This window comes from Syntrophales bacterium, from assembly GCA_023229765.1.
Lineage (GTDB): Bacteria > Desulfobacterota > Syntrophia > Syntrophales > UBA5619 > DYTH01.
In genome coordinates this window covers 1-23140 of sequence record JALNYO010000048.1, presented here as the reverse complement: position 1 = coordinate 23140, position 23140 = coordinate 1, and the positions used below count along the sequence as shown (strand labels likewise).

22 protein-coding genes are annotated in these 23140 nt (G+C 56.1%); 8 read left to right on the top strand and 14 right to left on the bottom strand.

The annotated features are described in order from the left end of the window. Positions 1 to 192, bottom strand: a 192-nt coding sequence (locus tag M0P74_16485) for a thiamine pyrophosphate-dependent enzyme (protein ID MCK9365185.1), incomplete at its 3' end; no start/stop codon positions are given. Between the two features lie 348 nt (positions 193 to 540). Between M0P74_16485 and M0P74_16480 the strand changes: the two genes are divergently transcribed. Both M0P74_16480 and M0P74_16475 read left to right on the top strand, forming a co-directional pair. Next, positions 541 to 1830, top strand: a complete 1290-nt coding sequence (locus M0P74_16480; protein MCK9365184.1) for a 3-deoxy-D-manno-octulosonic acid transferase — start codon at positions 541 to 543, stop codon at positions 1828 to 1830. Between the two features lie 52 nt (positions 1831 to 1882). Next, positions 1883 to 2698: a sulfite exporter TauE/SafE family protein gene (locus M0P74_16475; GenBank protein MCK9365183.1), complete on the top strand. Its 816-nt coding sequence runs from the start codon at positions 1883 to 1885 to the stop codon at positions 2696 to 2698. 252 nt (positions 2699 to 2950) lie between these two features. Here the strand turns inward: M0P74_16475 and M0P74_16470 are convergent, their stop codons facing one another. The 13 genes from M0P74_16470 to M0P74_16410 all read right to left on the bottom strand — a co-directional run bounded on the left by M0P74_16470 (position 2951) and on the right by M0P74_16410 (position 13595). Continuing rightward, the gene (locus M0P74_16470) at positions 2951 to 3850 is read right to left on the bottom strand and encodes a thiamine pyrophosphate-dependent enzyme (protein ID MCK9365182.1); all 900 of its coding nucleotides are present in this window, start codon (positions 3848 to 3850) and stop codon (positions 2951 to 2953) included. Between the two features lie 4 nt (positions 3851 to 3854). Next, positions 3855 to 5060, bottom strand: a complete 1206-nt coding sequence (locus M0P74_16465) for a pyruvate ferredoxin oxidoreductase (GenBank protein ID MCK9365181.1) — start codon at positions 5058 to 5060, stop codon at positions 3855 to 3857. After that, positions 5053 to 5349, bottom strand: coding sequence for a 4Fe-4S binding protein (locus tag M0P74_16460; GenBank protein MCK9365180.1), 297 nt, complete (start codon positions 5347 to 5349; stop codon positions 5053 to 5055). Before M0P74_16460 ends, M0P74_16465 begins: the two co-directional genes overlap by 8 nt. Before the next feature lie 3 nt (positions 5350 to 5352). Next, positions 5353 to 5949, bottom strand: a complete 597-nt coding sequence (locus tag M0P74_16455; GenBank protein MCK9365179.1) for a 2-oxoacid:acceptor oxidoreductase family protein — start codon at positions 5947 to 5949, stop codon at positions 5353 to 5355. A 360-nt stretch (positions 5950 to 6309) separates the two neighbouring features. Further along, positions 6310 to 7005 carry a glycosyltransferase family 2 protein gene (locus tag M0P74_16450; protein ID MCK9365178.1) on the bottom strand — a complete coding sequence of 232 codons (696 nt, stop codon included), beginning with the start codon at positions 7003 to 7005 and terminating at the stop codon, positions 6310 to 6312. A 5-nt stretch (positions 7006 to 7010) separates the two neighbouring features. Further along, positions 7011 to 8537, bottom strand: coding sequence for a hypothetical protein (locus tag M0P74_16445; protein MCK9365177.1), 1527 nt, complete (start codon positions 8535 to 8537; stop codon positions 7011 to 7013). Next, entirely contained in the window at positions 8534 to 8980 is a 447-nt protein-coding gene (locus tag M0P74_16440) for a hypothetical protein (protein MCK9365176.1), read from the bottom strand. The genes M0P74_16445 and M0P74_16440 overlap by 4 nt, the downstream gene beginning before the upstream one ends. Before the next feature lie 102 nt (positions 8981 to 9082). Then, positions 9083 to 10726 (bottom strand): GTPase HflX, encoded by a 1644-nt coding sequence (hflX, locus tag M0P74_16435; protein MCK9365175.1) that lies wholly within the window; start codon positions 10724 to 10726, stop codon positions 9083 to 9085. Between the two features lie 81 nt (positions 10727 to 10807). Then, a complete protein-coding gene (locus tag M0P74_16430; protein MCK9365174.1) occupies positions 10808 to 10993 on the bottom strand; it encodes a zinc ribbon domain-containing protein in 186 nt (61 codons plus the stop codon). A 15-nt stretch (positions 10994 to 11008) separates the two neighbouring features. Beyond that, positions 11009 to 11230 (bottom strand): type II toxin-antitoxin system Phd/YefM family antitoxin, encoded by a 222-nt coding sequence (locus tag M0P74_16425; GenBank protein ID MCK9365173.1) that lies wholly within the window; start codon positions 11228 to 11230, stop codon positions 11009 to 11011. Positions 11231 to 11262: 32 nt separating this feature from the next. Then, on the bottom strand, positions 11263 to 11706 hold the full coding sequence (locus tag M0P74_16420) for a type II toxin-antitoxin system VapC family toxin (GenBank protein MCK9365172.1): 444 nt from the start codon (positions 11704 to 11706) through the stop codon (positions 11263 to 11265). A 7-nt stretch (positions 11707 to 11713) separates the two neighbouring features. Beyond that, positions 11714 to 11992 carry a type II toxin-antitoxin system prevent-host-death family antitoxin gene (locus M0P74_16415; GenBank protein ID MCK9365171.1) on the bottom strand — a complete coding sequence of 93 codons (279 nt, stop codon included), beginning with the start codon at positions 11990 to 11992 and terminating at the stop codon, positions 11714 to 11716. A gap of 286 nt (positions 11993 to 12278) precedes the next feature. After that, complete coding sequence (locus M0P74_16410) at positions 12279 to 13595, bottom strand: hypothetical protein (GenBank protein MCK9365170.1); 1317 nt, start codon at positions 13593 to 13595, stop codon at positions 12279 to 12281. Positions 13596 to 14442: 847 nt separating this feature from the next. Here M0P74_16410 and acs point away from each other — a divergent pair. From acs to nrfD, 6 genes are all read left to right on the top strand, one after another. After that, the gene (gene acs, locus M0P74_16405) at positions 14443 to 16422 is read left to right on the top strand and encodes an acetate--CoA ligase (GenBank protein MCK9365169.1); all 1980 of its coding nucleotides are present in this window, start codon (positions 14443 to 14445) and stop codon (positions 16420 to 16422) included. 296 nt (positions 16423 to 16718) lie between these two features. Next, positions 16719 to 17489 (top strand): electron transfer flavoprotein subunit beta/FixA family protein, encoded by a 771-nt coding sequence (locus M0P74_16400; GenBank protein ID MCK9365168.1) that lies wholly within the window; start codon positions 16719 to 16721, stop codon positions 17487 to 17489. Positions 17490 to 17516: 27 nt separating this feature from the next. Beyond that, positions 17517 to 18494 carry an electron transfer flavoprotein subunit alpha/FixB family protein gene (locus tag M0P74_16395; protein ID MCK9365167.1) on the top strand — a complete coding sequence of 326 codons (978 nt, stop codon included), beginning with the start codon at positions 17517 to 17519 and terminating at the stop codon, positions 18492 to 18494. A gap of 121 nt (positions 18495 to 18615) precedes the next feature. After that, positions 18616 to 20952 (top strand): molybdopterin-dependent oxidoreductase, encoded by a 2337-nt coding sequence (locus tag M0P74_16390; protein ID MCK9365166.1) that lies wholly within the window; start codon positions 18616 to 18618, stop codon positions 20950 to 20952. Positions 20953 to 20968: 16 nt separating this feature from the next. Continuing rightward, positions 20969 to 21655, top strand: coding sequence for a 4Fe-4S dicluster domain-containing protein (locus M0P74_16385; GenBank protein ID MCK9365165.1), 687 nt, complete (start codon positions 20969 to 20971; stop codon positions 21653 to 21655). Between the two features lie 11 nt (positions 21656 to 21666). After that, entirely contained in the window at positions 21667 to 22866 is a 1200-nt protein-coding gene (gene nrfD, locus M0P74_16380; protein ID MCK9365164.1) for a polysulfide reductase NrfD, read from the top strand. Positions 22867 to 23140: the final 274 nt, after the last annotated feature.

Below are 23140 nucleotides of genomic sequence, written 5' to 3'. Positions count from 1 at the left end.
GCCGCTTTCAACAATAAGCTTGAGGTCGGGATTAACCGCCTTTATGCCTGACGCTGCCGGGAGCGCCCGGCCATGCAGGCCGTTGAAGTAACTTATATCATAATACTGCGGCGCTTTCGCGGCATGACCGATTCCGGAATAAAAGACAAGCCGCTCTTTGGAAATATCAAGTTCAGTGAGGACTTTAAGCATGATATTATTGCCAGATTGCTAAAAGTTAATCGTTCCTGCCGATGATTGGCACGTGTGTGCCCCATATAACAGCGCTCGCAAAAAACGCAATAATTTTAGTCTAGTATGTTGTTAAGCATATCATAATTTCCGAGAAAGCAAAATCAATGATTATGGCTTGATATTCAGTTTGTTCATCAATTCTGAAAGTTGCTTTGCCATCTCTACTCCTCATTTCCGCCCAAGGGGGTGTCGGCTTCCTTGCGCTTCGCCGATAGCCGTGATATGCGGCAGGCCGGTAATTGATTTTTGGAAGGGGAACGTTTTACTTTACCATTTTTCTAATCGTTCGCTGGGTGATTGTTTTAAATGTGGTCGTTAGCCTACAACGTGCTGCTCTTTTTTGCCGCCATTTTCGCCCTTCCCTATTATGGCCTGAAGATGCTGCTGACGGGGAAGTATCGCCGCTCACTGGGGCCAAAGTTGGGCTTGAGCCACGCCAATGACTTAAAATCTCTTACGGGGAGGCCGAGGATCTGGGTGCATGCGGTGTCCGTCGGCGAGGTGACGGCGGCAGCCCCGATTATTCGGGAACTTTATTCCCTTCTTCCCGAAGCCGGCATTATTCTTTCCGTAAGCACGGAAACGGGCTGGCAGATGGCCGACAAGCTGGCTACGGGCGCCTTGTTAATCTACTATCCTCTTGATATCCCCTGCGTGGTGAAAAAGGCTCTCAATCAGGTGCGCCCCGATGTTTTTGTCCCTGTGGAAACGGAGGTATGGCCCAATTTCATCCGTCTGTGCCGCAAGCGGGGGACTCGCGTGGTCATGGTCAACGGCAGGCTCTCTCCCCGTTCCTTTTCCCGTTACCGGCGAACGCGTTTTTTCTGGAAGGGGGTCTTCGGCGAGCTTGACGAGACCGGGATGATTTCCCAGGCCGACGGCGAAAGAATAGAACTCCTCGGGATGGATCGCGCCCGGATAAAAATTATCGGAAACGCCAAATACGACGGTTTCGCCGCGGCCGCCTCTCCGGAATTGCAAAAAGAGACAGCCGGGCGTCTCGGGGTGGCGCCGGGCGCGGCAATCCTTGTCGCGGGAAGCACCCATGAGGGGGAAGAATCGGTAATTATTGATGTTTATCGCCGGTTGTTAGAGGGCCGTCCCGAGCTTAAGCTGAGCATTGTTCCACGCCATGTCGAACGGGCGCAGGCGGTGGCCGATCTGCTCCGCCGGGCCGGGTTCCCTGATTTTATCAGGATGTCGCAGCTCAATGCCGGGCAGAGATGGGACGGCGAACGGGTTTTGGTGGTCGATGTGATCGGCGAGCTCTTCCAAATATACAGCCTTGCGACGGTTGTTTTCTGTGGGGGAAGCCTTGTCAAAAAGGGTGGGCAGAACATCCTTGAGGCCGCCGCCTGGGGGAAGGTCGTCTTTCATGGCCCCTATATGGACGATTTTCGCGACGAGGAAACGCTGCTGCGCGCCGCGGGGGCCGGAATAACCATCCACACCGCGGAGGAACTCTACGCCGGCATCTGCGGGCTGCTTGATAATCCAGTACTTCTCCACGAAAAAGGGGAAGCGGGAAGGCGGGCGATTGCGACGGCCCGCGGCGCCTCAGCCCGCTATGCCGAGCTTGTCAAGCAGGCGCTTTGAAAAATTCAAGTTTCGGTGCCAGGCACCGTTACTTGAATAATGAGAACGGAACATGTTGATGGAAAATATCTGGTTGATACCGCTGGGATTTGTTATCGGCGCCTTAGGCACCCTGATTGGCGCCGGAGGTGGTTTTATACTGGTTCCGATTCTGCTTTTGCTATATCCGTCCTATACGCCGGAGACCATAACCAGTATGTCGCTTGCCGTTGTCTTTTTCAATGCACTTTCCGGGTCTTATGCTTACTCGAGGATGGGGCGCATAGAGTATCGATCCGGGATCATCTTCTCCGCGGCGACGATACCGGGGGCGATCCTCGGCGCGATTACCACCGCCTATATTCCGAGGCGTCTTTTTGACAGTATTTTCGGTGTTTTACTGCTACTGCTTGCGGTTTTTCTGATCGTCAGACCCGCGGGCAGGACAGAGACACCCTGTTTGCCGAATCATCGAAAATGCACGGTAATCGAGAGGGATGGGACGGAACACCATTTTTTCTACAATCAGAGGCTGGGGGTTTCCTTAAGCGTTGCGGTAGGGTATTTCTCAAGCCTGCTCGGCATCGGTGGGGGGATCATCCATGTGCCGGTGCTGGTGCGTCTTCTGAACTTTCCCGTCCACATTGCCACCGCAACATCGCATTTTGTTCTCGCCAACATGGCTCTGGCTGGCACCATAACCCATATCGCGACCGGCTCTTTCCACCAGGGAGTGCATCGCACGCTGCTGTTATCCGCGGGCGTCCTGCTCGGCGCTCAAGCCGGCGCGCTTATTTCAACCAGAATCCACGGCAACTGGATCATCCGCGCCTTGGCGCTTGCCCTCGGGGCGGTGGGCGTGCGTCTCGTGATGACCGTTATCGGATAGAAACATGGCAAGAGCTTTTTGTTTGAAATCCTCATGACGGCCTGCCGTCACAAAGGGTAGGTAATTGCAAAACTCCCCATTCTTGTCATTCCCGCAACGATTCTGAGCGGGAATCTGGTTCTAACTGCTTGAAAAACCATATTCCCGATAGAGACATTCGGGAATGACAAATGGTTTTGCAATAGGGGTATAAAAGCGCAGCTTAATGTTCATAAAGCGAAAAGTTTCGGCGCCAGGCGCCGAAACTGTCTGTTATCCTTCGGCCCGCTTCAGATATTCGTTCCACTTGCCGTCCACCCATTTCTGCATCTTCCCCAGTTGTTCCATGCTCATCTTTTTGAAACGTCCCTGTTTTTCGATGTACTGCACCAGCGGCGCGCGGTTCCCCTTTTCCGCGAGTGTTTTGCTGCGGCCGGTGAGACGCAGCCTGCCGTCTTCGATCTCGTACAAGACTACGACGCCGGTTTCAACGGCGAGTCTGCCGAGCTTGACTGTGTCCCTCGGGGAAAAGACCCAGCCGGGCGGGCAGGGGGCGGAGATCTGCATGTACCTGGTTCCCTTTATCCTTTTCGCCTTGACAAACTTGTCGTAGAGGTCAACCGGGTAGGAGGGGGACATCATTGCCAGATAGGGGATGTCGTGGGCCTCCATGATCTTCATCATGTCTTTTTTGTTCTGCTGTTTCGTCAGCACCGGGGTGGTGGTCGTCAGCGCCCCGATCGGCGTGGCGCTGGAGCGCTGAGTGCCCGTATTCATATAACCTTCGTTATCGTAGCAGACATAAATGAAATCCGTCCCGCGTTCGGCGGCGCCGGAAAGGGCCTGAATCCCGATGTCGAAGGTGCCCCCGTCGCCGGCCATTGCGACCACCGTCGTGTCGGTGCGGTTCATCGCCGCGAGGCCGGCAACGAGACCGGAGGCCGAGGCGGCGGTGCTGGCAAAGGTGCAGTTCAGGCAAGGCACATTGACCGAGGTCGTCGGGTAGAGGCCGTGCAGAACCGTAAGACAGCTCGCGGGGATCGTCATTATGGTGTTTTCCCGGAGGGCCTTCAGGATGTAGCGGTAGGCAAGGGCCAGACCGCATCCCTGACAGGAGCGGTTCCCGGGCAGTATGTATTCCTTCTGATTGACATTAAAGAGTTTTTCCGGCATTTTCTTACTCCGTTACACAGTTAAGCCAGGTCTGCCGTTCCCGCGTTCCGCTTGCGATATCGGCAAGCGAAGCCCGGACGGCTTCGGCAAGTTCAGCGGCTTTCACATCGCGGCCGCCCAGGCCGGCGATGTAGTTATGCACGGGCGCGTCTATCCCCGTGCCGTAAAGGGCCGCCTTGAGATCGGCCGAAAGGGCTCCTTCGTATCCGTAGCTGACGTTCTTCTCAAAGATGACAATGGCCGGTGCCTTTTTGAGGACGGCGCGCGCCTCTATGCGGGGAAACGGCCGGTAAGCCCTGATGCCGACCACGCCGGCGCGGATTCCCTCCTCCCGGAGGAGGTCGGCCGCAGCGGTTGCCTCGGACGCGAGCGAACCCATGCCGACGATACAGACCTCGGCATCGTCTGTTTTGTAGCTCCAGAGCATCCCGCCGTGGTCGCGGCCGAAGCTCTCCGCGTATTCGCGATTGGTCGCAACGATTATCTCCCTGGCCCCTTCCAGTGCGCTCTGGAGTTTCCAGCGAAACTCCATGTAGCCATCCCGGAGGATGCCCAGGTCGTCTCTTCTCTGGCTGGGGAAGATGACGGGATTGATATTCCGGGGCTCTTCCGGGGAAAGAAACGTATGGGGTTTGTAGGGGGGCAGAAACGCGTTTACCTTTTCGGCGTTGGGGATTTCCACCGGCATCATCGTGTGGGAAAGGACGAAGCCGTCGTAACAGACCATGACCGGGCAGTAGGCCTGCTCGGCGATCCGGTAGGCCTGGATGACGGTGTCAATGATCTCCTGATTGTCCCGGCAGTAGAGCTGAATCCAGCCGGTGTCCCGCTGGGCGATCGAGTCCTGCTGGTCATTGAAGATCGACCAGGGGGCGCCGACGCCGCGGTTGACGACGCAGGTGACGATGGGCAGACGGGAGCCGGCGGCCCAGTGCAGTTGTTCGTGCATATAGAGCAGACCGTGCGAAGAGGTCGAGGTGAAGACGCGGGCGCCGACGGTGGAGGCGGCGACGCAGACGGTCATCACGGAATGTTCGCTTTCCACCCGGACATACTCGGCCTTCAGTTCTCCCCGTTCGATCCATTCGGCGAGCGTTTCGGTAAGCGAGGTGGAAGGGGTGATCGGATAGGCCGATATTACCTGCACCTTACAGAGCTTGACGGCTGCCGCCGCTGCCTGATTTCCGGTTAGAATCTTGACTTCACTCATGTTTTGCCTCCTCGTGCATGACCATCGCAATCGCCTGGGCGGGGCACTCCTCGGCGCAAATCCCGCACCCCTTGCAGTAGTCGAGATCGATCCGGATGGGGTTGCCGGTGATGACCACCCCTTCTGGGCAGTACAGCCAGCAAAGATAACAGGCGGGGCGTTTCTTCAGCGAGGCGATGCACTTGGCCGGGTCGATGACCGGGGTTGAGTCGCGCCAGTCGCCGGTTCGCCCCGCTTCGCCGATGGCTGGCCTGCACATGGCGGAGATATTGTCGTCTTTTATTTCCATAGCTTACCTTTCTTTATTAGGGACAGAGCCATTATAATTAGGGGCTCTGTCCCTAATTATTGTCTCTTCGTAGGCCGCCCTCAGGGCGGCAATGTTTGTGGTCGCCGCCGTTCCGGACAGTTTCCATTTGAGCCCCTTTTCCATAGCTGCAAGCGATACCAGTCCCGACGCCTTGGCAAAGACGCCGAGCATTGGGGTGTTGACGATCGGCGCCCCCTCCTTGAAGAGATGAAACCGGATGGCAATCTCCGCCGCGTCCAGCGTGGCCGTGTTGCCTTCCCTGCCGATTTCCTCCGCGCTCTTGGCGGTGTTGACAATCAGCAATCCCCCCGGCTTCAGCGAGCCCGTGATGTCAACCACGTCAAGCAGCGACGGGTCGAGAACGACGGCGATGTCCGCCATCCCTATCTGCGAAAATGTTCGGATCGGGGTATCGGAAATGCGGGTTGAGGCCGTAAGCGGCGCCCCGCGCCTTTCGGGGCCGAAGGTGGGGGCGGAGGTGACGCCTTTGAACCCGTGCAGATAGGCAGATTCGGCCAGTATCTGCGCGGCTATGACTACCCCCTGACCGCCGCGGCCATGCCAGATAACTTCATACATATTGTTCTCCCTTAAAATAATTCATCTTTGTTGTCCTGCTCTTCCTCTGCCTTTTCCCTCCCCCGGGGGGGAAGGGAAATCTTGACGGCATATTCTCCAAAAACAAAAATGCCATGGATTTCAAACCCATGGCCTTAGGATACGTTAACTTGTCGGGGGCAGTACTCTATCCTGAAAGCGACGGGTGCTGGGCGCGACCCAGCCCGAGAAGGACGAGGCCAAGCAGGAGACCCGTGCCAAGTCCGCTTTGCTTCCTGCATTCCCCTGTCATCTTTGTGTGCGTTTTCATCGTATTCCCCTGGAAAAAAGTTGGCCGACCTTAGAACAGAATCGACTGGCTGTCAACCAGAAATTTCCGGGTTAATCCATAAAACGATACTTCAAGAGTGTAAACAGCGCGGAGACGCCGTGCCTCCAGGTGATTTTCTTCCCCTCGGCGTAGCTGCGGCCGTAGTAGGAGATCGGGATTTCATAAACCCGCCAGTGTTTGTTTTTGCAGATCTTTGCCGTCAGTTCCGGCTCGACGGAGAAACCGTTCGATTTTATCCTTATTGTTTCAAGAACTTCCCGGCGGAACATCTTGTAGCAGGTCTCCATATCGGTCAAGGTGATGTTGTAGAGGACATCGGTCAAGAGGGTGAGCAGCCCGTTTCCCAGTTTGTGCCAGAAGAGGTGGACGCGTTGCGGTTTTCCCCCGGAAAGGCGCGAGCCGTAAACGACATCGGCGACGCCGGCGTTGATCGGTTTGATCATCTCGCGAAACTCAGCCGGGTCATACTCCAGGTCGGCGTCCTGAATCGTGGCAATGTCCCCGGCGACATGGGCAAATCCCGTGCGCAATGCCGCCCCCTTCCCCATGTTTCTGTCATGAAAAAAGGGCTTGACGCGACTGTCGAAGGTTGTCTGCCGGAGCAGGGCGACTGTTCCATCCGTCGAGCCGTCGTCCACAACGATTACCTCCAGTACAAAATCGAGCAGCAGAACCTGTTCGATTACCGGAAGAATCGTCTTCTTTTCGTTGTAAACGGGGATAATGACCGAGAGTGTTTTTTCCATTTATTTCATCCTTTGGGGAGAGATTGCTTCCGCCGGGGCGAGGAACTTTTGCTTGCCGTTCTTTGGGGGGCCGCCGCAGGACTTTTCCGGGGATATCGCCAATCATTCTCCGGCTGGTTGGCCATCATGAAGAACAGAAAAACAATGGACGGCCAAAGCTGGAGATAAAGGCGGTTCAGCGACGTGGCGATTTGGTAGTCCAGGGGAAGCGGGGAGAGCAGGTACACGGCGAAGTAGCCGCTCAGCATCAGGAGCAAAATGGCAGCGGCGCAGATGACGCCGATCCGGTTCTTGGGGTCGCGGTTGACGCCCATGAACCAGAGCCAGGCAACTGGCAGCAGGATGTTGACGGCGCCAAAATTCAGTTTCATCCCGATGCGCAGATCGACCGGCCCCTGGGTGAAGTTGAGCCCGGTGATGAAAAAGGCCTTGGCGATTGTTCCATAGCGGCCCAGATCGGTCAGTTTTGACCAACCGGAAGCGTCGGCGGCAAACCCCCTCGCCAGGTCGTTGGGCGGCGCGAGCTGCATCTTGAAGTAGATCACAAAAAGCAGGATCGGCAGCGCCCCGGCCAGAAACCAGCCGCTGCGCACCGCGGCAGCTTTCCCGCCCCGCTTAAAGGCGGTTGCCGTCGCAAGGACAAGGGCGGCGATCAGAAAAAACAGCAACCCCTCGTTTTTTGTCCACGCTGCCAGACCGGCGGCGATTCCCGCCAGAATCAGCGTGCCGAAGCCTTTCTCTGGAAAATGTTCCGGTAAAAAGAGTAAAACGATTGTCGCCAGGACAAAAAACGAAAAATGAATGTCGGCAAACTGGGAGATTCCCATCAGGATGAAAAAGGGGGTTGCCAGCAGGAGCATCGCCGCCAGGAGGCCGCCGGCGAGGTTTTGGCGGCGACTTACGGCAAAAAGCAGCAGGCCGGCCGTCAGCAAAAAGAAGATAAAGGCCAAGGCTGCGGGAATGTAGATGCCCTCAGCTCCGGCGTATTTCCAGCCCCGGACGATCGAAAGCGGCAGCAAAAGCGGGTAGTCCCAGTGGCTCCAGTCCATCGGCAGCGAAAATACCTCGCGCCACGCCTCGCCGCTGCGGGCAAGAAAGCGCGCGTGCATGTTCCAGATCAGCCAGGCATCCCACCTGCCGTGGGGTTCCTTCAGAAAGGCAAAGAAAAAAGCCCCGCAAGAGGCCGCCAGTTCAACGGAAAAAATCGTAAGCAGCAGTTTTTCAAAGCCATTTTTCGTGCGTCCTGCCAGGGCATTTCCGCCGGTGCGTTTAGCCGGCCTCCGGATGTAGAAGGCAAGGGCGCCGGAAAACAGGCACAGTGCGCCATCGAGGAGCGGCGCCAGACCGGTGATCCCCGCTGCCATGCAGAGAAAATAGACGCAGGAGCTCAGGCCGATGCCGATCCCCGCTCCCAGAAAGAGCTGAAACGGCAGACTGCCGCGTTCTCCTGCCGGTTCGGGAAGCAGGAGGCGAATCACAAAAAAGCCGGTTGCCAGAGACAGGAGGAGGGAAACCCCAAAAAGCGGCGTCATGGTTTTTTCTCCCCCCGGTAGATAATCAGACCGTCGCCGAGGTCCCTGAGCGGTGTCAGGCCGTTTTCCTCCAGGAATCCCGCCGCCGGGCTGCCATCGATGAAGTTTCCCACGACAAGCGGGTAAAAGGGAGAGTTGCGGACAACAAGGGGGGCGAGCGTGTACTGGGTCAAGACAAACTGGGCGAGAAACTCGACATTGGCGAATGTCCTTTCGGCGGCAAATATCTTGTCGTTGGCAATGGAGGTAATGTAGCCCACCTCTCCGGAAGCGGGCATAAATTCTTTGAGGGCGATGATCCTTTCTTCATGGACGGTAACCGGATCAGTCTCTGGCGCCTCGCGGTACGATGAAAAATTCCGCCAAAGCGTGCTAATTGATGAATAGCAAGTCAATAAGACCAGAAGCAGCGTCCCGATCATCTGTTTTTTAATGGTGAACATGAATTCCCGCTATCATATTTCGTCCTTCATGGAAAGGATTAATCAGGGACAGAGCCCCTGTGCGGCCAGGCAAGGTCGCGCGGATAATCGGGGACAGAGCCCCTACTTCGCGAGCGAAATAGGGGCTCTGTCCCTGATTATCCGCGCAAGTTTGACCAGCAAGGGGGGAAAGGTGGCGGGGGCAAGGGCGCTGATTGGCACTGCATTAAAGCGGCGGCAGAGGGCCCGGAGCGTTGAGGGGTCGGCAAGCCGGTCGATCTTGTTGAAGGCGCGGAGGGTTGGCTTGCCGGCCAGGTCAAGCTCCGCGAGGATTTTTTCGACAGCCGTGATCTGTTCCTCGAAGGCCGGGTTGGCTATGTCGATTACATGCAGCAGGATGTCTGCGTCCTGCAACTCATCAAGCGTCGCCCGGAAAGCGGCAAAGAGTTCCTTCGGCAGCTCCCGGATGAAGCCGACCGTGTCGGTTATCAGCGCCTCGGTGTCCTGTGGAAAGCGCAGGCGCGCGCTTTTCGTATCGAGCGTTGCGAAAAACCGGTCTGCGGAGGCGACGGCGCTCTTTGTCAGCGCGTTCAACAGCGTTGACTTGCCGGCATTGGTGTAGCCGACAATCGAGATCACCGGAATGCCCTGTTTATTTCTGCGGTTCCGCCGTTGTCCCCGGGCTTTTTCTGCGTCCTTCAGCTCCTTTTCGAGCCGGGTTATCCGGTCGCGGATGCGCCGGCGGTCAATTTCCAGCTTTGTTTCGCCGGGGCCGGTGCCGCCGATGCCGCCGGTCAGCCGGGAGAGACCCGAGTCCTGCTTCGTCAGCCGAGGGAGACGGTATTTGAGCTGGGCGAGTTCGACCTGGATTTTTGCCTCGCGGCTGCGGGCGTTCCGGGCGAAGATGTCGAGGATCACCTGGGTGCGGTCAATCACCTTCATCTCGGTGAAATCGCAGAGGGAACCCGTCTGGGAGGCGGTCAACTCATGGTCGAAGACGAGGATGTTTGCGTCCATCTGCAGGGCGCGGATAACCGTATCGGAGAGTTTCCCCTTGCCGATCAGAAAACGCGGGTCGAGCTGGGGACGATGCTGAATGACGGCGTCGAAAACCTCGACCCCGGCGGTGCGGCACAATTCCTTCAATTCCTGGACGGAGGCTTCGCCGTCGCGAGCGGGATTTGTTTCAACCCGGACGATAATCGCCCGCTCGCGGGCTTCAGTTTGGCGCCCTTTCTGATTTTTTGCGAATTCTCCTTCGAGGGCGGCAATAAACGACGTAAAATCAATATCGAGCGCACCTGGAAGAAGTGGCGGGAGTATCTCCCAGTAACGCCCCTCCGGATTTTCGGGGATCAGATGGGCGATGTGGGCGTACCCGGGCAGGCCGTCTTCGCCTGCCTCGATGGCGCAGATCAGATCAAGGCGGAGCATCGCCAGATCGACGAGGTCATCCGTCGTTAATGCCTCGCTGTTCAAGTGGGTGTGGATCAGCCGGAGCCCTCGAAAACGGCGTGATGAAGAACGAAACGCGTCGAGACTGGGGATCATGATGCTGTGGTGCGACCCGACAATGACGAAGGCGACCTCCCCCCGACGGGAGAGCAGCAGCCCTATCTGCCGATTGATCTCCCGGGAGATTTCTGCAAGCTGGCGCGCCAGCTCAGGGGTAACAATTACATCCGCCGGGACGCGCCTCTGGTACAGACGCTCCAGCATCTTCTTTTCCGCCGGCGCCAGTCCGGTTAGTTCGCCATATATCTCCATAGGGGTCTTTAAATTTAGTGTTTTTTTAAGGGAGCTCCTTCGAAATTAGTGGCTGTCCCCAATTTATCCAATTTATCCAATTTATCGACTTACCTTTTTTTCCATCCCGTCGAGAAAATTCGCCCACGCGTTTGTCCGAAACGGGGCGACAAGTTTTTTTACCTGGGAAGCTCCACAGGATGGGCAGGGGGGAGCGTCTTCCGTAAGCCGCATCACCCGCTCGAAGCTCTGGCCGCAGGATAAGCACTCATACTCATAAATCGGCATTGTTGTTTTCTCTTATTAATCCCGTTCTCTTCCTTCTCTAACGATATCGACTATTTGTTGCGTTGTAATATTGGACTTGATTGATGGCACATCCAGTGGGGAAGAGAGGAGTTTCTCCGGAATCAGGGCAAAGGTGCGACCATCTTTTCTTCTTATTACAATCTTTCCAGTATTTTCAGCTTGTTCAAGAACAAAGGCTAATTTTTGTCGGGCCTCTGAATAAGTGTAAACCTGCATTTCAGACCTCCATGGTTTCGATCTTGAGTGCACTAACCAGCTGTATCTTCAGGTGGAAAAGTTTGCAATCCTTCCGACCGAGCAGCGCGGGAGAGCCTGTCGTCAAAACAGGCAAATACGAAATCTTCAGGAAGCACTTCCCGGATCGCCAGCGCCGATGCGAGATGGATTGCGTCGAAACCTCTAAGAGGATATTTTTCAACTACCCGATCTATGTAACCATTGATTTCGCCGCTGACCTCCACACGGATAAAGCTCTCCCAGTCCCGAAGAAAAGAGTCCACTGCTTCCCGGATCAGTGTATCGGCAAGCTCCGCCTCCCGTTTCTTTCGATTTATGGAAGCCATCGTTTCCGCGTAAGCGACAAAGGATGTGACGATTTGTACGGCCGATTTCCATCTGAATATGATCTCATCGGAATAAGGTTCCTTGAAGTATCGTTTTACCAGTGCGCTCGTGTCGAGGTACAGAATCATCTGCCGTTCACCGCCGATCCTCTATCACTATTTCCGAAACTGGTTTTCCCGGTGCTTCTACCGCCTGGATACGGTCTTTCCGGATGCTCCTGCTCGGCAAAGCGATCAGCCCTCTCTGAACCAAGTGCCCCAGCACTGAGCGGATGGACATATCTCCATAATTCTCCTTCAATATCCGGGCAACGGGAATTCCCCTTTCAGTGATCTGAATCTCTTCCCCAGCTTTCACCTGAACTAAAAACCGGCTCAGGTTGTTCTTGACATCTTTTATCCCCGCACTAATCATGGCGACCCTCCTTTTTCGGTAGCTACTTTTCACAGCATGGTAGCTATATTTAATCTTGCAGTCAAGTATTTTATCAGCAATCTTACTTTGATAATCATATAAAAGGCACCTCCCAATATTTTCTGGTCCGCGAATGCAGAAAAGGTAGTTGGATGAATTCCATAATCCCAGCCTTAATCCTGATGGGGGACCCCTTTAATCGGCATAGATAATCCCATAAAAAACCCCGGGGATTGCTCCCCGGGGCCAAGCTTGAATTATCCCGTGAAACTAAACAATCCTTCCCTTAGAAGTTGAGGGTCAGTTTGTTCATCAGGATGTAGTCGTTGTCAACCTTCGCAGCGGCAACGCCGCTCTTGAAGTAATCGCCGGCAAACAGATAGCCTGCCCCGACCATATAGGTCAGATTGTCGTAAAGCTTATAGGTTGCCGTGACGTCAAATTCCGTTCCCATATCCTTATCCCAGCCGGCTGCTACCTTATCCTTTTTCGCATAGGTAAGAGCGGCGCCCAGCTCAACCTTCGGAGTAAGCTTGTATGAACCGAAGGCGTTGAAGAGTATCATATTGTTTTTTGTGGTGTTGGCAGAGTTTATACCACCCATGGACCAGGTGTTCAGGTCAAGGCTCATCAGGATCAGCGCGGGAGCCCAATCGTTGCCGCCGCCCAGCAGGTCTTCCCTTTTGCCATCTGCATTGCCGTCGCTATCGCCTTTCGCATAGCCTACCTGGGCGCCGAATGTTGCCGGCCCCATGCTGGTCTTTAACATTGCATAGGCTGCCAAGCTTCTTATATCCACATCCGCAGCAGCAGAAGGCGCTTCGAACTCAGCTAACTTGCCTGTCATGTAATCCACTTCCGCCTCAAAGTAAACCGGCCCGAAGGTAGCCTTCACGAAAGGTTCGAAGAGGTAAAGCTTTAAACGGCTTGGATTTGCTAAACTTACCCTTCCATCAGCCTTATTCTGGAAAACGTTGAGGATACCGGTTTGCCCGCCCTTGAAGGGGTAAAGAAGCGCGAGAACATAGCCGTCGCCTTCCGCATCCGTGAGACCGTTGGTGCCGGCAATGGTGTTATTGGTGGATTCAGTATATTTTTCGTAAAGAGCGACAATTACCAGCGGGCCTGCCTTCGTCGTCATTTTGATTCTCGGTCGGGTGACTGTGCTGTCGGCGAAGACGGTTCCCCAAACGCCGGCAAGCTGATAGCCGACCTGGAAGGCGCCGATTCCGGTATTAAAATTCACATAGCCCCGTTCCCACTCCATGCTTTCCTGAATTTTGGGGTTGACTCCTACAGGATTTGTAGTCCGGCTGAACGTTTCATCATCGGCGCCAAACCAGTAGGCGTTTCCCCACTGTTTTTCCATTGCGTCCACCCGCGCGGTGAAGGTCAAGCCTTCGGCGATCTTGAAGACCGGCTCCAAACGGATTCGCTGCCAGAAAAAGGCGCGGGAATAGCTGTCTTCCAGCACGTTGGGGTTGCTGTCATAGACGCCGGCCACATAGTACGACCCGCCGAACTTTACGTCCACGGCGGACGCGGTCCCGCTCACGGCCACGATCAGGCCGAGCACGAGCAATGCTGCAAATAACTTCTTCATTTTTTTCCTCCTGAATGTTGTTTTTTTACCCCCCACGGGCATGGGGAGAACTTCAATAAAGGCGCACGCTGCGCCTCTACTGCCGCGGTCTCTTCTTCAGCCGGTTCCGAAGCCGGCGAGGGATGAAAAAATCCCTTTTAAAAACCGCTTTTTCGAAAAATTATCGGGGGCGTTTCCTCCTTTCATTAGATTTTTTACCGGTGGCGCGGAAACTATCACCGCCTTGCGGCCTTGTCAAGCCCGAATACGGGCGGGGAAAATCCCTCCGCGCACAGTTGCCGGGGACATCAAGCAACAGACATGCCAATAGCCCCTCGGCGCCGCACAACGATCCGGAAAGAAGCCGGCAAGCGGGCCGGGTTTTTCCCGGGACCACTCGTATTTACTGCCTTCGTCTTGGTAAGAGCGCTTTCCTGAAGGGCGCTCATCCGGCAAAAACAAAAACAGGCCCGTGCCGCCCGAAAGCGGGGTGTTGCCACGGCGGGACGATGCTGGTGTGTCAAAAGATACACATTTTTTCCGAGGGCTCTTGCCGACGTTTTTCTTTTGCCTCAGCGTGACAGCCTGCGCCCGAACCAGCGTCGGCGAAGTGCAGTTGAGGGAGGAAATATTCCTTGACATCGGCTGGACCTTGAGATAATGCCGATAGGGCGTGTTTCTGACTTATGGTCAAATAGTGACTGTCGTTCATGGTTGCTGAATCGCCATGCAACAGTGATCTCATTTGACTGTCAGGGTACGTAAAAACTTCCTTCGCGGTCGGGGAGGGCGTGGTTTGACCGGGAATTTCTGGGGCGTGTTTTTGACAAAACGCTGTCGTCTGGTACAACCTTATAAGGAGGATGCCATGGAAGAAGCGAAAAAAACACAGTTGGAGCAGGTTTATCCGCCGGCGAAAAGGGTAACGGAAGCATCGTATATAAAAAGCCGCCAGGAGTACGAAGCGCTCTACCGGCAGTTTCTCGACGACCCTCCCGCCTTCTGGGCGAAACAGGCCGATGAATATCTGACCTTTTTTAAAAAGTGGGAGAAGGTTGAGGATTCCAATTTCGACATCCGCAAGGGGCCGATCAGCGTCAGGTATTTTGCCGGCGCGAAGCTGAATGTGTCGTACAACTGTCTTGACCGCCACCTCGAAAAAAAGGGCGATAAGATCGCGCTTTTGTGGGTCGGAAACGAGCCGGGGGAGGAGCGGAAAATAACCTACCGGGAGCTCCACCGGGAGGTCTCAAAATTTGCCAATGTCTTAAAATCACAAGGGATTAAAAAGGGAGATCGCGTTTGCATCTACATGCCGATGGTCCCCGAGGCGGGGATTGCGATGCTGGCCTGCGCGCGGATCGGCGCGATCCACACCGTCGTCTTCGGCGGCTTCAGCCCCGACGCCCTCGCCGTCCGGATCAAGGATTCGCTGGCGAAAGTCCTGATCGTCTGCGACGGCTCGTTTCGCGGGGCAAAAGCCGTTCCGCAGAAAAAGGACGCCGACGCGGCGCTGAAGGAGTGCCCTTCGGTCGAAAAGGTAATCGTGGTCAAGAGGGTCGGCGAGCGGCTGGGGAAGATCGACTGGACGCCCGGCCGCGATCTGTGGTGGCACGAGGAGATGGAGCATGCGGACGTTTTCTGCGAGCCGGAGTGGATGGACGCCGAGGATCCACTCTTTATCCTCTATACCTCCGGTTCCACCGGCAAGCCGAAGGGCGCGCTGCACACCACCGCCGGCTATCTGCTTTTTATCGCCTACACGCATAAACTCGGTTTCGACATCAATGAAAACGACATCTGGTGGTGCACGGCCGACATCGGCTGGGTGACGGGCCACAGCTACGTCCTCTACGGCCCCTTGTGCAACGGCGGCACGTCGCTGATGTTCGAGGGGGTTCCCAACTACCCGACCTACAGCCGATTCTGGCAGATCGTCGAAAAATACAAGGTGACGAAGTTTTACACGGCCCCGACGGCGATCCGCGCGATCGCCCGCGAGGGGAACCAGTGGGTGGAGGGGATTGACCTGTCGTCGCTGCGGATTCTCGGCTCGGTAGGGGAACCGCTGAATCCGGAGGCGTGGCTCTGGTACTACAACGTCATCGGCCAGGGGCTCTGCCCGATCGTCGATACCTGGTGGCAGACGGAGACGGGTGGCTTCATGATTTTCCCGCTGCCCGGCGCGATTCCGATCAAGCCGGCGATGGCGACGCTGCCGATCATGGGGGTGGTTCCCGCCCTGGTAGATGATACCAGCGGCGCGGAACTCAAGGAAACGGTCGCCCGCGGCGCCCTCTGCATCAAGCGGCCCTGGCCCGGCATCACCCGGACCATCTACGGGGATCACAAAAAATACGAAGCGACCTATTTCGAATCGTTTCCCGGCTACTATTTCGCCGGGGACGGCGCGCTCCGGGACGAGGACGGCTATTACCGGATTACCGGGCGCATTGACGACGTGATCAACGTCTCCGGCCACCGGATGGGAACCGCCGAGGTGGAGGCGGCCCTGAACTCCCACGAGAAGGTCGCCGAGTCTGCCGTCGTCGGTTATCCGCACGAGATCAAGGGGCAGTCGATTTACGCGTATGTGACGCTGAAGGCGGGAATCGAAAAATCGGACGAGCTGAAAAGGGAACTGGTCGCGCATGTGCGCAATGTCATCGGCCCCATCGCGACGCCGGAGAAGCTCCAGTGGGCGGACGGGCTTCCGAAGACCCGGAGCGGCAAGATCATGCGGCGGATTTTGAAGAAGGTAGCCGCCAACGAGATCGGGGACCTCGGCGACACCAGCACGCTCGCCGATCCGGCGGTCGTCAATGATCTGATCAAGAACAGGCTGTAAAGGTGTTGAGGGTGAAACGGGCAGGATGCAAATCGATTGTGTTTGAATGTAAAATAAATTAAAGGGTGAGGTAATTGCAAAACTCCCCATTCTTGTCATTCCCGCAACGATTCTGAGCGGGAATCTGGTTCTAACGGCTTGAAAAACCATATTCCCGATAGAGGCATTATGAACATTAAGCTTCGCTTTCGGGAATGACAAATGGTTTTGCAATTACCTCGGGTAGCAACAAATTTTTTAGCGGATGCGCAAGAGCGACAGCGACTGTCCCGGCGCATCACGAAAAGGAGGAGAATGTGAATATTGTTGCATGTGTAAAACAGGTTCCGGATACGGAAGCGCAGATCAGGGTAAAGGCCGACGGTTCAGGCATTGAGGAGGGCGGCATCAAATGGGTCATGAACCCCTATGACGAATACGGGGTGGAAGAGGCCCTCCGTCTGAAGGAGAAAAACGGCGGCGAAGTTACCGTAATCTCCTTAGGTCCGGCGCGGGTAATGGAAACGATCCGCACAGCCCTCGCGATGGGCGCGGACAAGGGGATTCATATCTCCGACCCGGCTTTTGACGGGGCGGATGCCTATACGACGGCCTCCGCGCTGGCGGCGGCGCTCAAGGCGCTTAATCCGGACATCATCTTCTGCGGACAGCGGGCGATTGACGGCGACCAGGGGCAGGTGGGCGCGATTCTGGCGGATCTCCTTGATATTCCGCAGGTTTCGATTATTACAAAACTTGATTATGCCGACGGGGCCATCAAGGTTATCCGACCGATTGAAGGGGCACAGTTGCTGATCGAAGCAAAACTCCCCTGTCTTGTTACCGCCCAGAAGGGGCTCAACGAACCGCGCTATGCCTCGCTTCCCGGGATCATGAAGGCGAAAAAGAAGCCGGTTGACGTGAAAGATGCCGCCGCCCTGGGTGTAACGCCTTCGGCAAACGCGAAGGTTGTCAAATTTGTGCCTCCTCCGGCGCGCGCCGCGGGGAAGATAGTCTGCGGGGACGACCCGGCGGCGAAGGCAAAGGAACTGGCCCGACTGCTTCGGGAAGAGGCGAAGGTTATTTAATTTTCCTAATAAATGGAGGATAGAAATATGGCAAAAGGGGTATGGATTGTTGCAGAGCAGAGGGACGGCGCCCTCCGCAAGATCAGCTTTGAATTGGCCAGCACGGCAAGGAAGCTGGCGGACGAGCTGGGAGAAGAGGTAGGTGCGGTTCTCTGCGGCTCGGGGATCGAGGGGATCGCCGGACAGTTGGCTAAGTATGGGGTTGACAAGGTTTTTGTGGCGGATGCGCCCGAGCTCGAGCCCTACACGACCGACGCCCATTCGGCGGCGGTGGCGAAGATTGTCAAGGAAAACGATCCGTCGATCCTGCTTCTCGGCGCTTCGACCCAGGGAAGGGACCTCTCCGCGCGTCTGGTAGGAAAACTCGCCACCGGCATGGGGACGGACTGCGTTGGCGCGAAGATCGTGGACGGCAAGCTGCTTTTGACGAGGCCGATGTACGCCGGCAAGTGCTTCGGCGAGGTAGCGATTTCTTCTTTTCCGCAGATGGCCACTCTCCGGCCGAACGTTTTTCCCGCCGTCGAGAATCCGAAGGCCGGGGAGATCGTGAAATTTGACCCGGCCCTGGATGCAGCAAAACAAAAAACCAAGGTGCTGGAGGTGCAGAAGGATGCGAGCGGCAAGGTGGATCTGACGGAGGCAACCATCATCGTCTCCGGCGGCCGCGGGATGAAGGGCCCGGAGAATTACGTAATTATTGAGGAACTGGCGGCTGTTCTCGGCGCCACGGTCGGGGCCTCCCGCGCGGCGGTGGACGCCGGCTGGAGACCGCAGACCGATCAGGTAGGCCAGACCGGCAAGATCGTCTCCCCGAATCTTTATGTCGCCTGCGGCATTTCCGGGGCGATCCAGCATCTGGCCGGAATGGGCTCCTCCAAGGTCATTGTGGCGATCAACAAGGATGCCGAGGCGCCGATCTTTGCCCGCGCCGACTACGGCATCGTCGATGACCTCTTCAAGGTAGTGCCGGAACTGACGAAGGCGTGCAAGGAACTGCTTGCGTAACCTGCCTGGTGCGGATGACATGAAAAGCTCATGTTTTCCGCACCGTTTACAAATATTGCCTCTTGCCCCGCCACCCCAACGGGGGAGGGTTTATAATCCTGGGATTTCCGAGGAATATCAAATGAAAAGCGAAGATGCTGTCAGTCAGAAAAAGCCAGGCGGATTAAAATTTAACAGAAGAACCTTCATCAAGCTGTCGGCTTTGACCGGCGTCGCCATCGGGGCCGGTCAGATACTGGGACCCGCCATTACCCACTCCTCTGATCCTGTCCCTCCGGGCGCTGCCGCGCCGCTTGACGAAAAATGGATCAACACCTCCTGCATCAACTGTCCCGCCCGCTGCGCAATCAAGGTGCGGGTGGCGGGTGGCAAGGCGGTCAAGATCACCGGCAATCCGCTTTCCCGCGTTTCGGAGGGTAAGGTGTGCCCCCGCGCCTACGTGGGGCTGCAGGTGCTCTACGATCAGGGGCGGGTGAATTTTCCGTTGAAGAGGACAAACGCCCAGAAGGGAAAGGGGGTTGATCCGAAATGGCAGCCCGTTTCCTGGGAGGAGGCCCTCGATGAAATTGCCAGACGCCTCCAGGCGATCCGGCAGAAGGAGGAGCCGCACAAGCTCCTGCTGTTCAGTGGTCTTAACACGAGAAGCAGCGAGGATATGATCGCCCGCTTTGCGGAGGCCTACGGAACGCCCAATCTAGTTTCCGGGGACGCGCTCGAGGCGGAGACGCTCAAGGCGGGCAACTGGATGGCTGACGGCCGTTACGGCGATGTAGCCTACGACCTTGACAACACAAACTACATCCTCGCATTCGGAGCGGACATCCTGGAGTCGTCCCGGCCGCTGGCCCGGCTGCTCCGCAAATGGGGAAAGATGCGCAGGGAGAAGCCGAACCGCACCAGAATCGTCGTTATCAATCCCCGCTATTCGCTGACCGCGGCTAAATCCGATTTGTGGGCGCCGATCAATCCTGGCACGGACGCCGCCTTGGCGATGGCCTTGGCTCATGTTATCATTCGGGAAAATCTCTACGACAGCGCTTTTGTGAGCCGCTGGACGGCGGGGTTTGACGCCTACAAAAAACTGGCGCTCGACGAGTACAGCCCGGAGGAGGTTGCAAAAATTACCGGTGTTGACGCAGACGACATACGCAAAATGGCAAGAGAGTTCGCCGGGACAAGGCCGGCAATCGCCATCGGCGGCAGGGAAGCGGTTGACTGGACGAACGGTTCGTACACCGCCTACGCGATTGCCTGTCTGAACGCCTTGGTCGGGAGCATTGATGTCCCGGGCGGCGTTATCTACCAGGAAGGCGTCAAATTCTCGCCGATGCCCGGGATCGCCGAGGATGGAATCGCGAAGAAGGGCAAAAGCCAGCCGGCCCTGGATTTGCGAAAAACCGCAAAGTATCCCCTGGCCGAGGTGGTTACGAATCAGATTCCGGAGTCGCTGCTCAAGGGCGAACCGTACCCGGTGGAGATGGCGATAGGCTTCAACAGCAACTTCAACATGCTTTCCCCAGGGATGGAAAAATGGGACGAAGCACTCAGAAAAATCCCGTTTTACGTTCATATAGCCCCGTTCGTAAGCGAAATGGCGTTCGATGCCGACATCATTCTGCCTGCCACGACCTATCTTGAAGAGTGGGCGTATGATTTTTCGCCTCCCGGTTCCGGCTTTGCGGAGCTGAAACTCAAGCAGCCCGTTGTCCCCCTGCGGGGAAAGAACAGGCCGATTCCTGAGGTAATTTTTGAAATCGCCAAAAAGACCGGTGGCGCTGTCGCAAATGCATTTGCCGGCCTCGGCGACAACGCCGAGGGGTTTGTAAAATACCGCACCGCGTCGCTTCTGTCCTGGAAAGAGTTTGTCGAGACGGGGGTATGGATCGGGAATGATTACGAGTATCGCAAATATGAGCGGCTGTTCGCCACCCCTTCCAAGAAATTCGAGTTTTATTCGGGGAATATGAAGGCGCTTTTTGCCGCGAAGAAACTGGCGGCGGCGGGCGACTTGAGCTTCCTGCCCCATTACGGGGCGCCGAAGTTCCTCGGAGAGGCATCCGCCTTTCCCCTCGTGCTGCTCCCCTACCAGCCCTTGATGGTCGTCGAAAACGGCAGCCAGAATTACCCGTGGGCGCAGGAGGCGTTTCTGCCGATGTGCGGGGTGGGCTGGCAGGTTTTCGCCGAGATGAACACGGACACCGCAAAGAAGCTGGGGCTTAAAAACGGCGGCTTTGTCTGGGTGGAGTCCGCCTCCGGCAAAATCCGGGCAAAGGTCAAGTTTTCCGAGGGAATCCATCCGGAGGTGGTGGCGATGGCGACCGGCCAGGGCCACTGGTCCTACGGCAAATGGCAGACGGGCATTGGCGTTAATCCCAATGAAATAACAGGGTTGGATTATGACTCTTTGAGCGGCCAGTCCGCCTTCTTCAACACGAGGGTCAAGGTTTACAAGGCTTAGATAAGGAGCTGAAAGTATGCCACGGTGGGGAATGGTAATTGATCTGGACAAGTGTGTCGGCTGTCAGGCGTGCACGGTCGCCTGCAAGGCGGAAAACAATGTCCCGCATGGCTCGCCCGAGGAGCAGAAGGAGCGCAGGGATTTCTTCTGGAACAAGATGATCGCCGCGACCAGCGGCAGGTACCCCTCGGTAAAAACGGAACTGATCCCGATGCCCTGCATGCATTGCGATAAGGCCCCCTGCGTGACGGTATGTCCTGCGGAGGCCACGTATCGAAGGGCGGACGGAATCATCGTGCAGGATTTCAGAAGATGCATAGGCTGCAAGTACTGCATCGTCGCCTGTCCTTACGGGGCCCGGAACTTCAACGGCAAGGAGCAGGAAGAAAAGGAGTACTCCCGTCACGACCTTCCGCCCGATCGCAAGTCATGGGGCCCCTGGCCGTTTCCGACCAGAACCCACGGCGTGGTTGAGAAGTGCACCTTCTGTTTCCACCGCATCGATCAGGGTCTGAAAGAGGGGAAGAAGATCGGCACGGAGGTCGTTCCCGCCTGCGTCGAGGCCTGTCCCTCCGGAGCGAGGATTTTCGGCGATCTGGACGATCCGAAAAGCAATGTGTCCCGAACGCTGGCGTCGCGGGACAGCTTCCAGCTCCGGGAAGAGCTCTCCACGCACCCCAAAGTCTATTATTTACCTAAATGAGGTAGTTTCCGATGAAAACGGAGTCTAATGTGCATAAATTAACATTCAGCAAAATGGAAGGCCGGTCAAGTAACTTTGCGATACTGCAATGGGCGCTGATCGCCCTGTGCTTGGTCGGGGTTGCCGGGTTCTTTATCATGTACATAGTGGGGCATAACACGCTTGGCTCCTCCAGCGTCGTACCCTGGGGGATGCCGATCATCCTCGCGATTTATCTGATCGGTCTGAGCGCCGGCTCCCTTATCCTCTCTTCTTTGACCTATGTCTTCGGAAAAGAGCAGTACCGGCCGATCGCGAGGCTTGCGGTCTTTATGGCGCTGGTCTTGATCCTCGGTGCGATGCTCGGCATCGTCCTCGACCTGGGCAGGCCGGAGAAGAGCTGGCGTCTTTTCGCGTTTTTCGTGATGAACAACATGCGTTCGATGTTCGCGATCAACGGGATTCTCTATGGCGGCTATTTCCTGATCAGCCTCATCTACCTGAGCTTTATCTTTGCCGAGAACAAGAAAGTCACAAAAATCATGGGGATTGTCGCGGTAAGCTGGGCGTCGCTGGTGCACATGGGCACAGGGGCGATTTTCGGCTTCATTGCGACCCGCCCCATCTTCTACTCCCCGATCAAGCCCTTGGAGTTTCTGTCGGCGGCGATGGTCTCCGGTCTGGCGCTCCTCATCCTGGCAATATATTTTGTCTTCAAGTTTACCGGGCGGAAGTTCGATCAGGATATCATTTTTCAGTTGAGCCGGCTGCTTTTGGCCTTGATCGCCTTTTTGACGCTGCTGGTTTTTATTGACAAGCTGACCCATTTTTACCCGCCGCACCGCGACGCGGTGATCTGGCTTTTGACGGGGCCGTTTGCCTGGATATTCTGGGGGCTGCAAATCGTCTGCGCCTATGTGATCCCCATGATTATTTTAATAAATCCCCGCACGCGCAAGTCTCTGAAATGGGTTCTCACTGCCGCGTTTTTCGTTGTCGTCGGCATCTTCGGCGAGCGTTTTGCCCTGGTGGTGCCGGGGACCGCCCAGCCGCTGCCGCTTTATCCGGGCCATATCGAAGGCACCTGGGGAATGGCGGGGACATTTTTCCCCTCCCCGGTGGAAATGATGGTTTCTGTCGGGATCTTTGCGCTGATGGGGCTGATTTTCATCATGGGGCTGAAAAATTTGGAGCTGCTTCCCGTTTCCGACGACGCGGACGCGCATACATAAGAGAAACTTTCATGACGGCCTGTCGTCACAAAGGGGGATGGAAATTGCAGGGCGACCCCATCCCCACCCTTACCCTCCCCTTCAAGGGGAGGGAAGTTGAATTCAATGAGCTGAAGGGTGGGATTTTCAGATGAAAAATTGTTTCCTACGTTGTGACCGGGAGAAAGACTATCACCTGAGATCTTTGAATTTCTCCCGAAATGTTGTTAATTGTCATTCCCGTGAAAACGGGAATCTGGTCTTTTCGGGAACTTATAGATTATGAACATTAAGC

Bases quoted from the DNA above. Each gene is read 5' to 3' on its own strand.
- M0P74_16480 (MCK9365184.1), top strand. From the start codon at position 541: ATGTGGTCGTTAGCCTACAACGTGCTGCTCTTTTTTGCCGCCATTTTC.
- M0P74_16475 (MCK9365183.1), top strand. From the start codon at position 1,883: ATGTTGATGGAAAATATCTGGTTGATACCGCTGGGATTTGTTATCGGC.
- M0P74_16470 (MCK9365182.1), bottom strand. From the start codon at position 3,850: ATGCCGGAAAAACTCTTTAATGTCAATCAGAAGGAATACATACTGCCC.
- M0P74_16465 (MCK9365181.1), bottom strand. From the start codon at position 5,060: ATGAGTGAAGTCAAGATTCTAACCGGAAATCAGGCAGCGGCGGCAGCC.
- M0P74_16460 (MCK9365180.1), bottom strand. From the start codon at position 5,349: ATGGAAATAAAAGACGACAATATCTCCGCCATGTGCAGGCCAGCCATC.
- M0P74_16455 (MCK9365179.1), bottom strand. From the start codon at position 5,949: ATGTATGAAGTTATCTGGCATGGCCGCGGCGGTCAGGGGGTAGTCATA.
- M0P74_16450 (MCK9365178.1), bottom strand. From the start codon at position 7,005: ATGGAAAAAACACTCTCGGTCATTATCCCCGTTTACAACGAAAAGAAG.
- M0P74_16445 (MCK9365177.1), bottom strand. From the start codon at position 8,537: ATGACGCCGCTTTTTGGGGTTTCCCTCCTCCTGTCTCTGGCAACCGGC.
- M0P74_16440 (MCK9365176.1), bottom strand. From the start codon at position 8,980: ATGTTCACCATTAAAAAACAGATGATCGGGACGCTGCTTCTGGTCTTA.
- hflX (MCK9365175.1), bottom strand. From the start codon at position 10,726: ATGGAGATATATGGCGAACTAACCGGACTGGCGCCGGCGGAAAAGAAG.
- M0P74_16430 (MCK9365174.1), bottom strand. From the start codon at position 10,993: ATGCCGATTTATGAGTATGAGTGCTTATCCTGCGGCCAGAGCTTCGAG.
- M0P74_16425 (MCK9365173.1), bottom strand. From the start codon at position 11,230: ATGCAGGTTTACACTTATTCAGAGGCCCGACAAAAATTAGCCTTTGTT.
- M0P74_16420 (MCK9365172.1), bottom strand. From the start codon at position 11,706: ATGATTCTGTACCTCGACACGAGCGCACTGGTAAAACGATACTTCAAG.
- M0P74_16415 (MCK9365171.1), bottom strand. From the start codon at position 11,992: ATGATTAGTGCGGGGATAAAAGATGTCAAGAACAACCTGAGCCGGTTT.
- M0P74_16410 (MCK9365170.1), bottom strand. From the start codon at position 13,595: ATGAAGAAGTTATTTGCAGCATTGCTCGTGCTCGGCCTGATCGTGGCC.
- acs (MCK9365169.1), top strand. From the start codon at position 14,443: ATGGAAGAAGCGAAAAAAACACAGTTGGAGCAGGTTTATCCGCCGGCG.
- M0P74_16395 (MCK9365167.1), top strand. From the start codon at position 17,517: ATGGCAAAAGGGGTATGGATTGTTGCAGAGCAGAGGGACGGCGCCCTC.
- M0P74_16390 (MCK9365166.1), top strand. From the start codon at position 18,616: ATGAAAAGCGAAGATGCTGTCAGTCAGAAAAAGCCAGGCGGATTAAAA.
- M0P74_16385 (MCK9365165.1), top strand. From the start codon at position 20,969: ATGCCACGGTGGGGAATGGTAATTGATCTGGACAAGTGTGTCGGCTGT.
- nrfD (MCK9365164.1), top strand. From the start codon at position 21,667: ATGAAAACGGAGTCTAATGTGCATAAATTAACATTCAGCAAAATGGAA.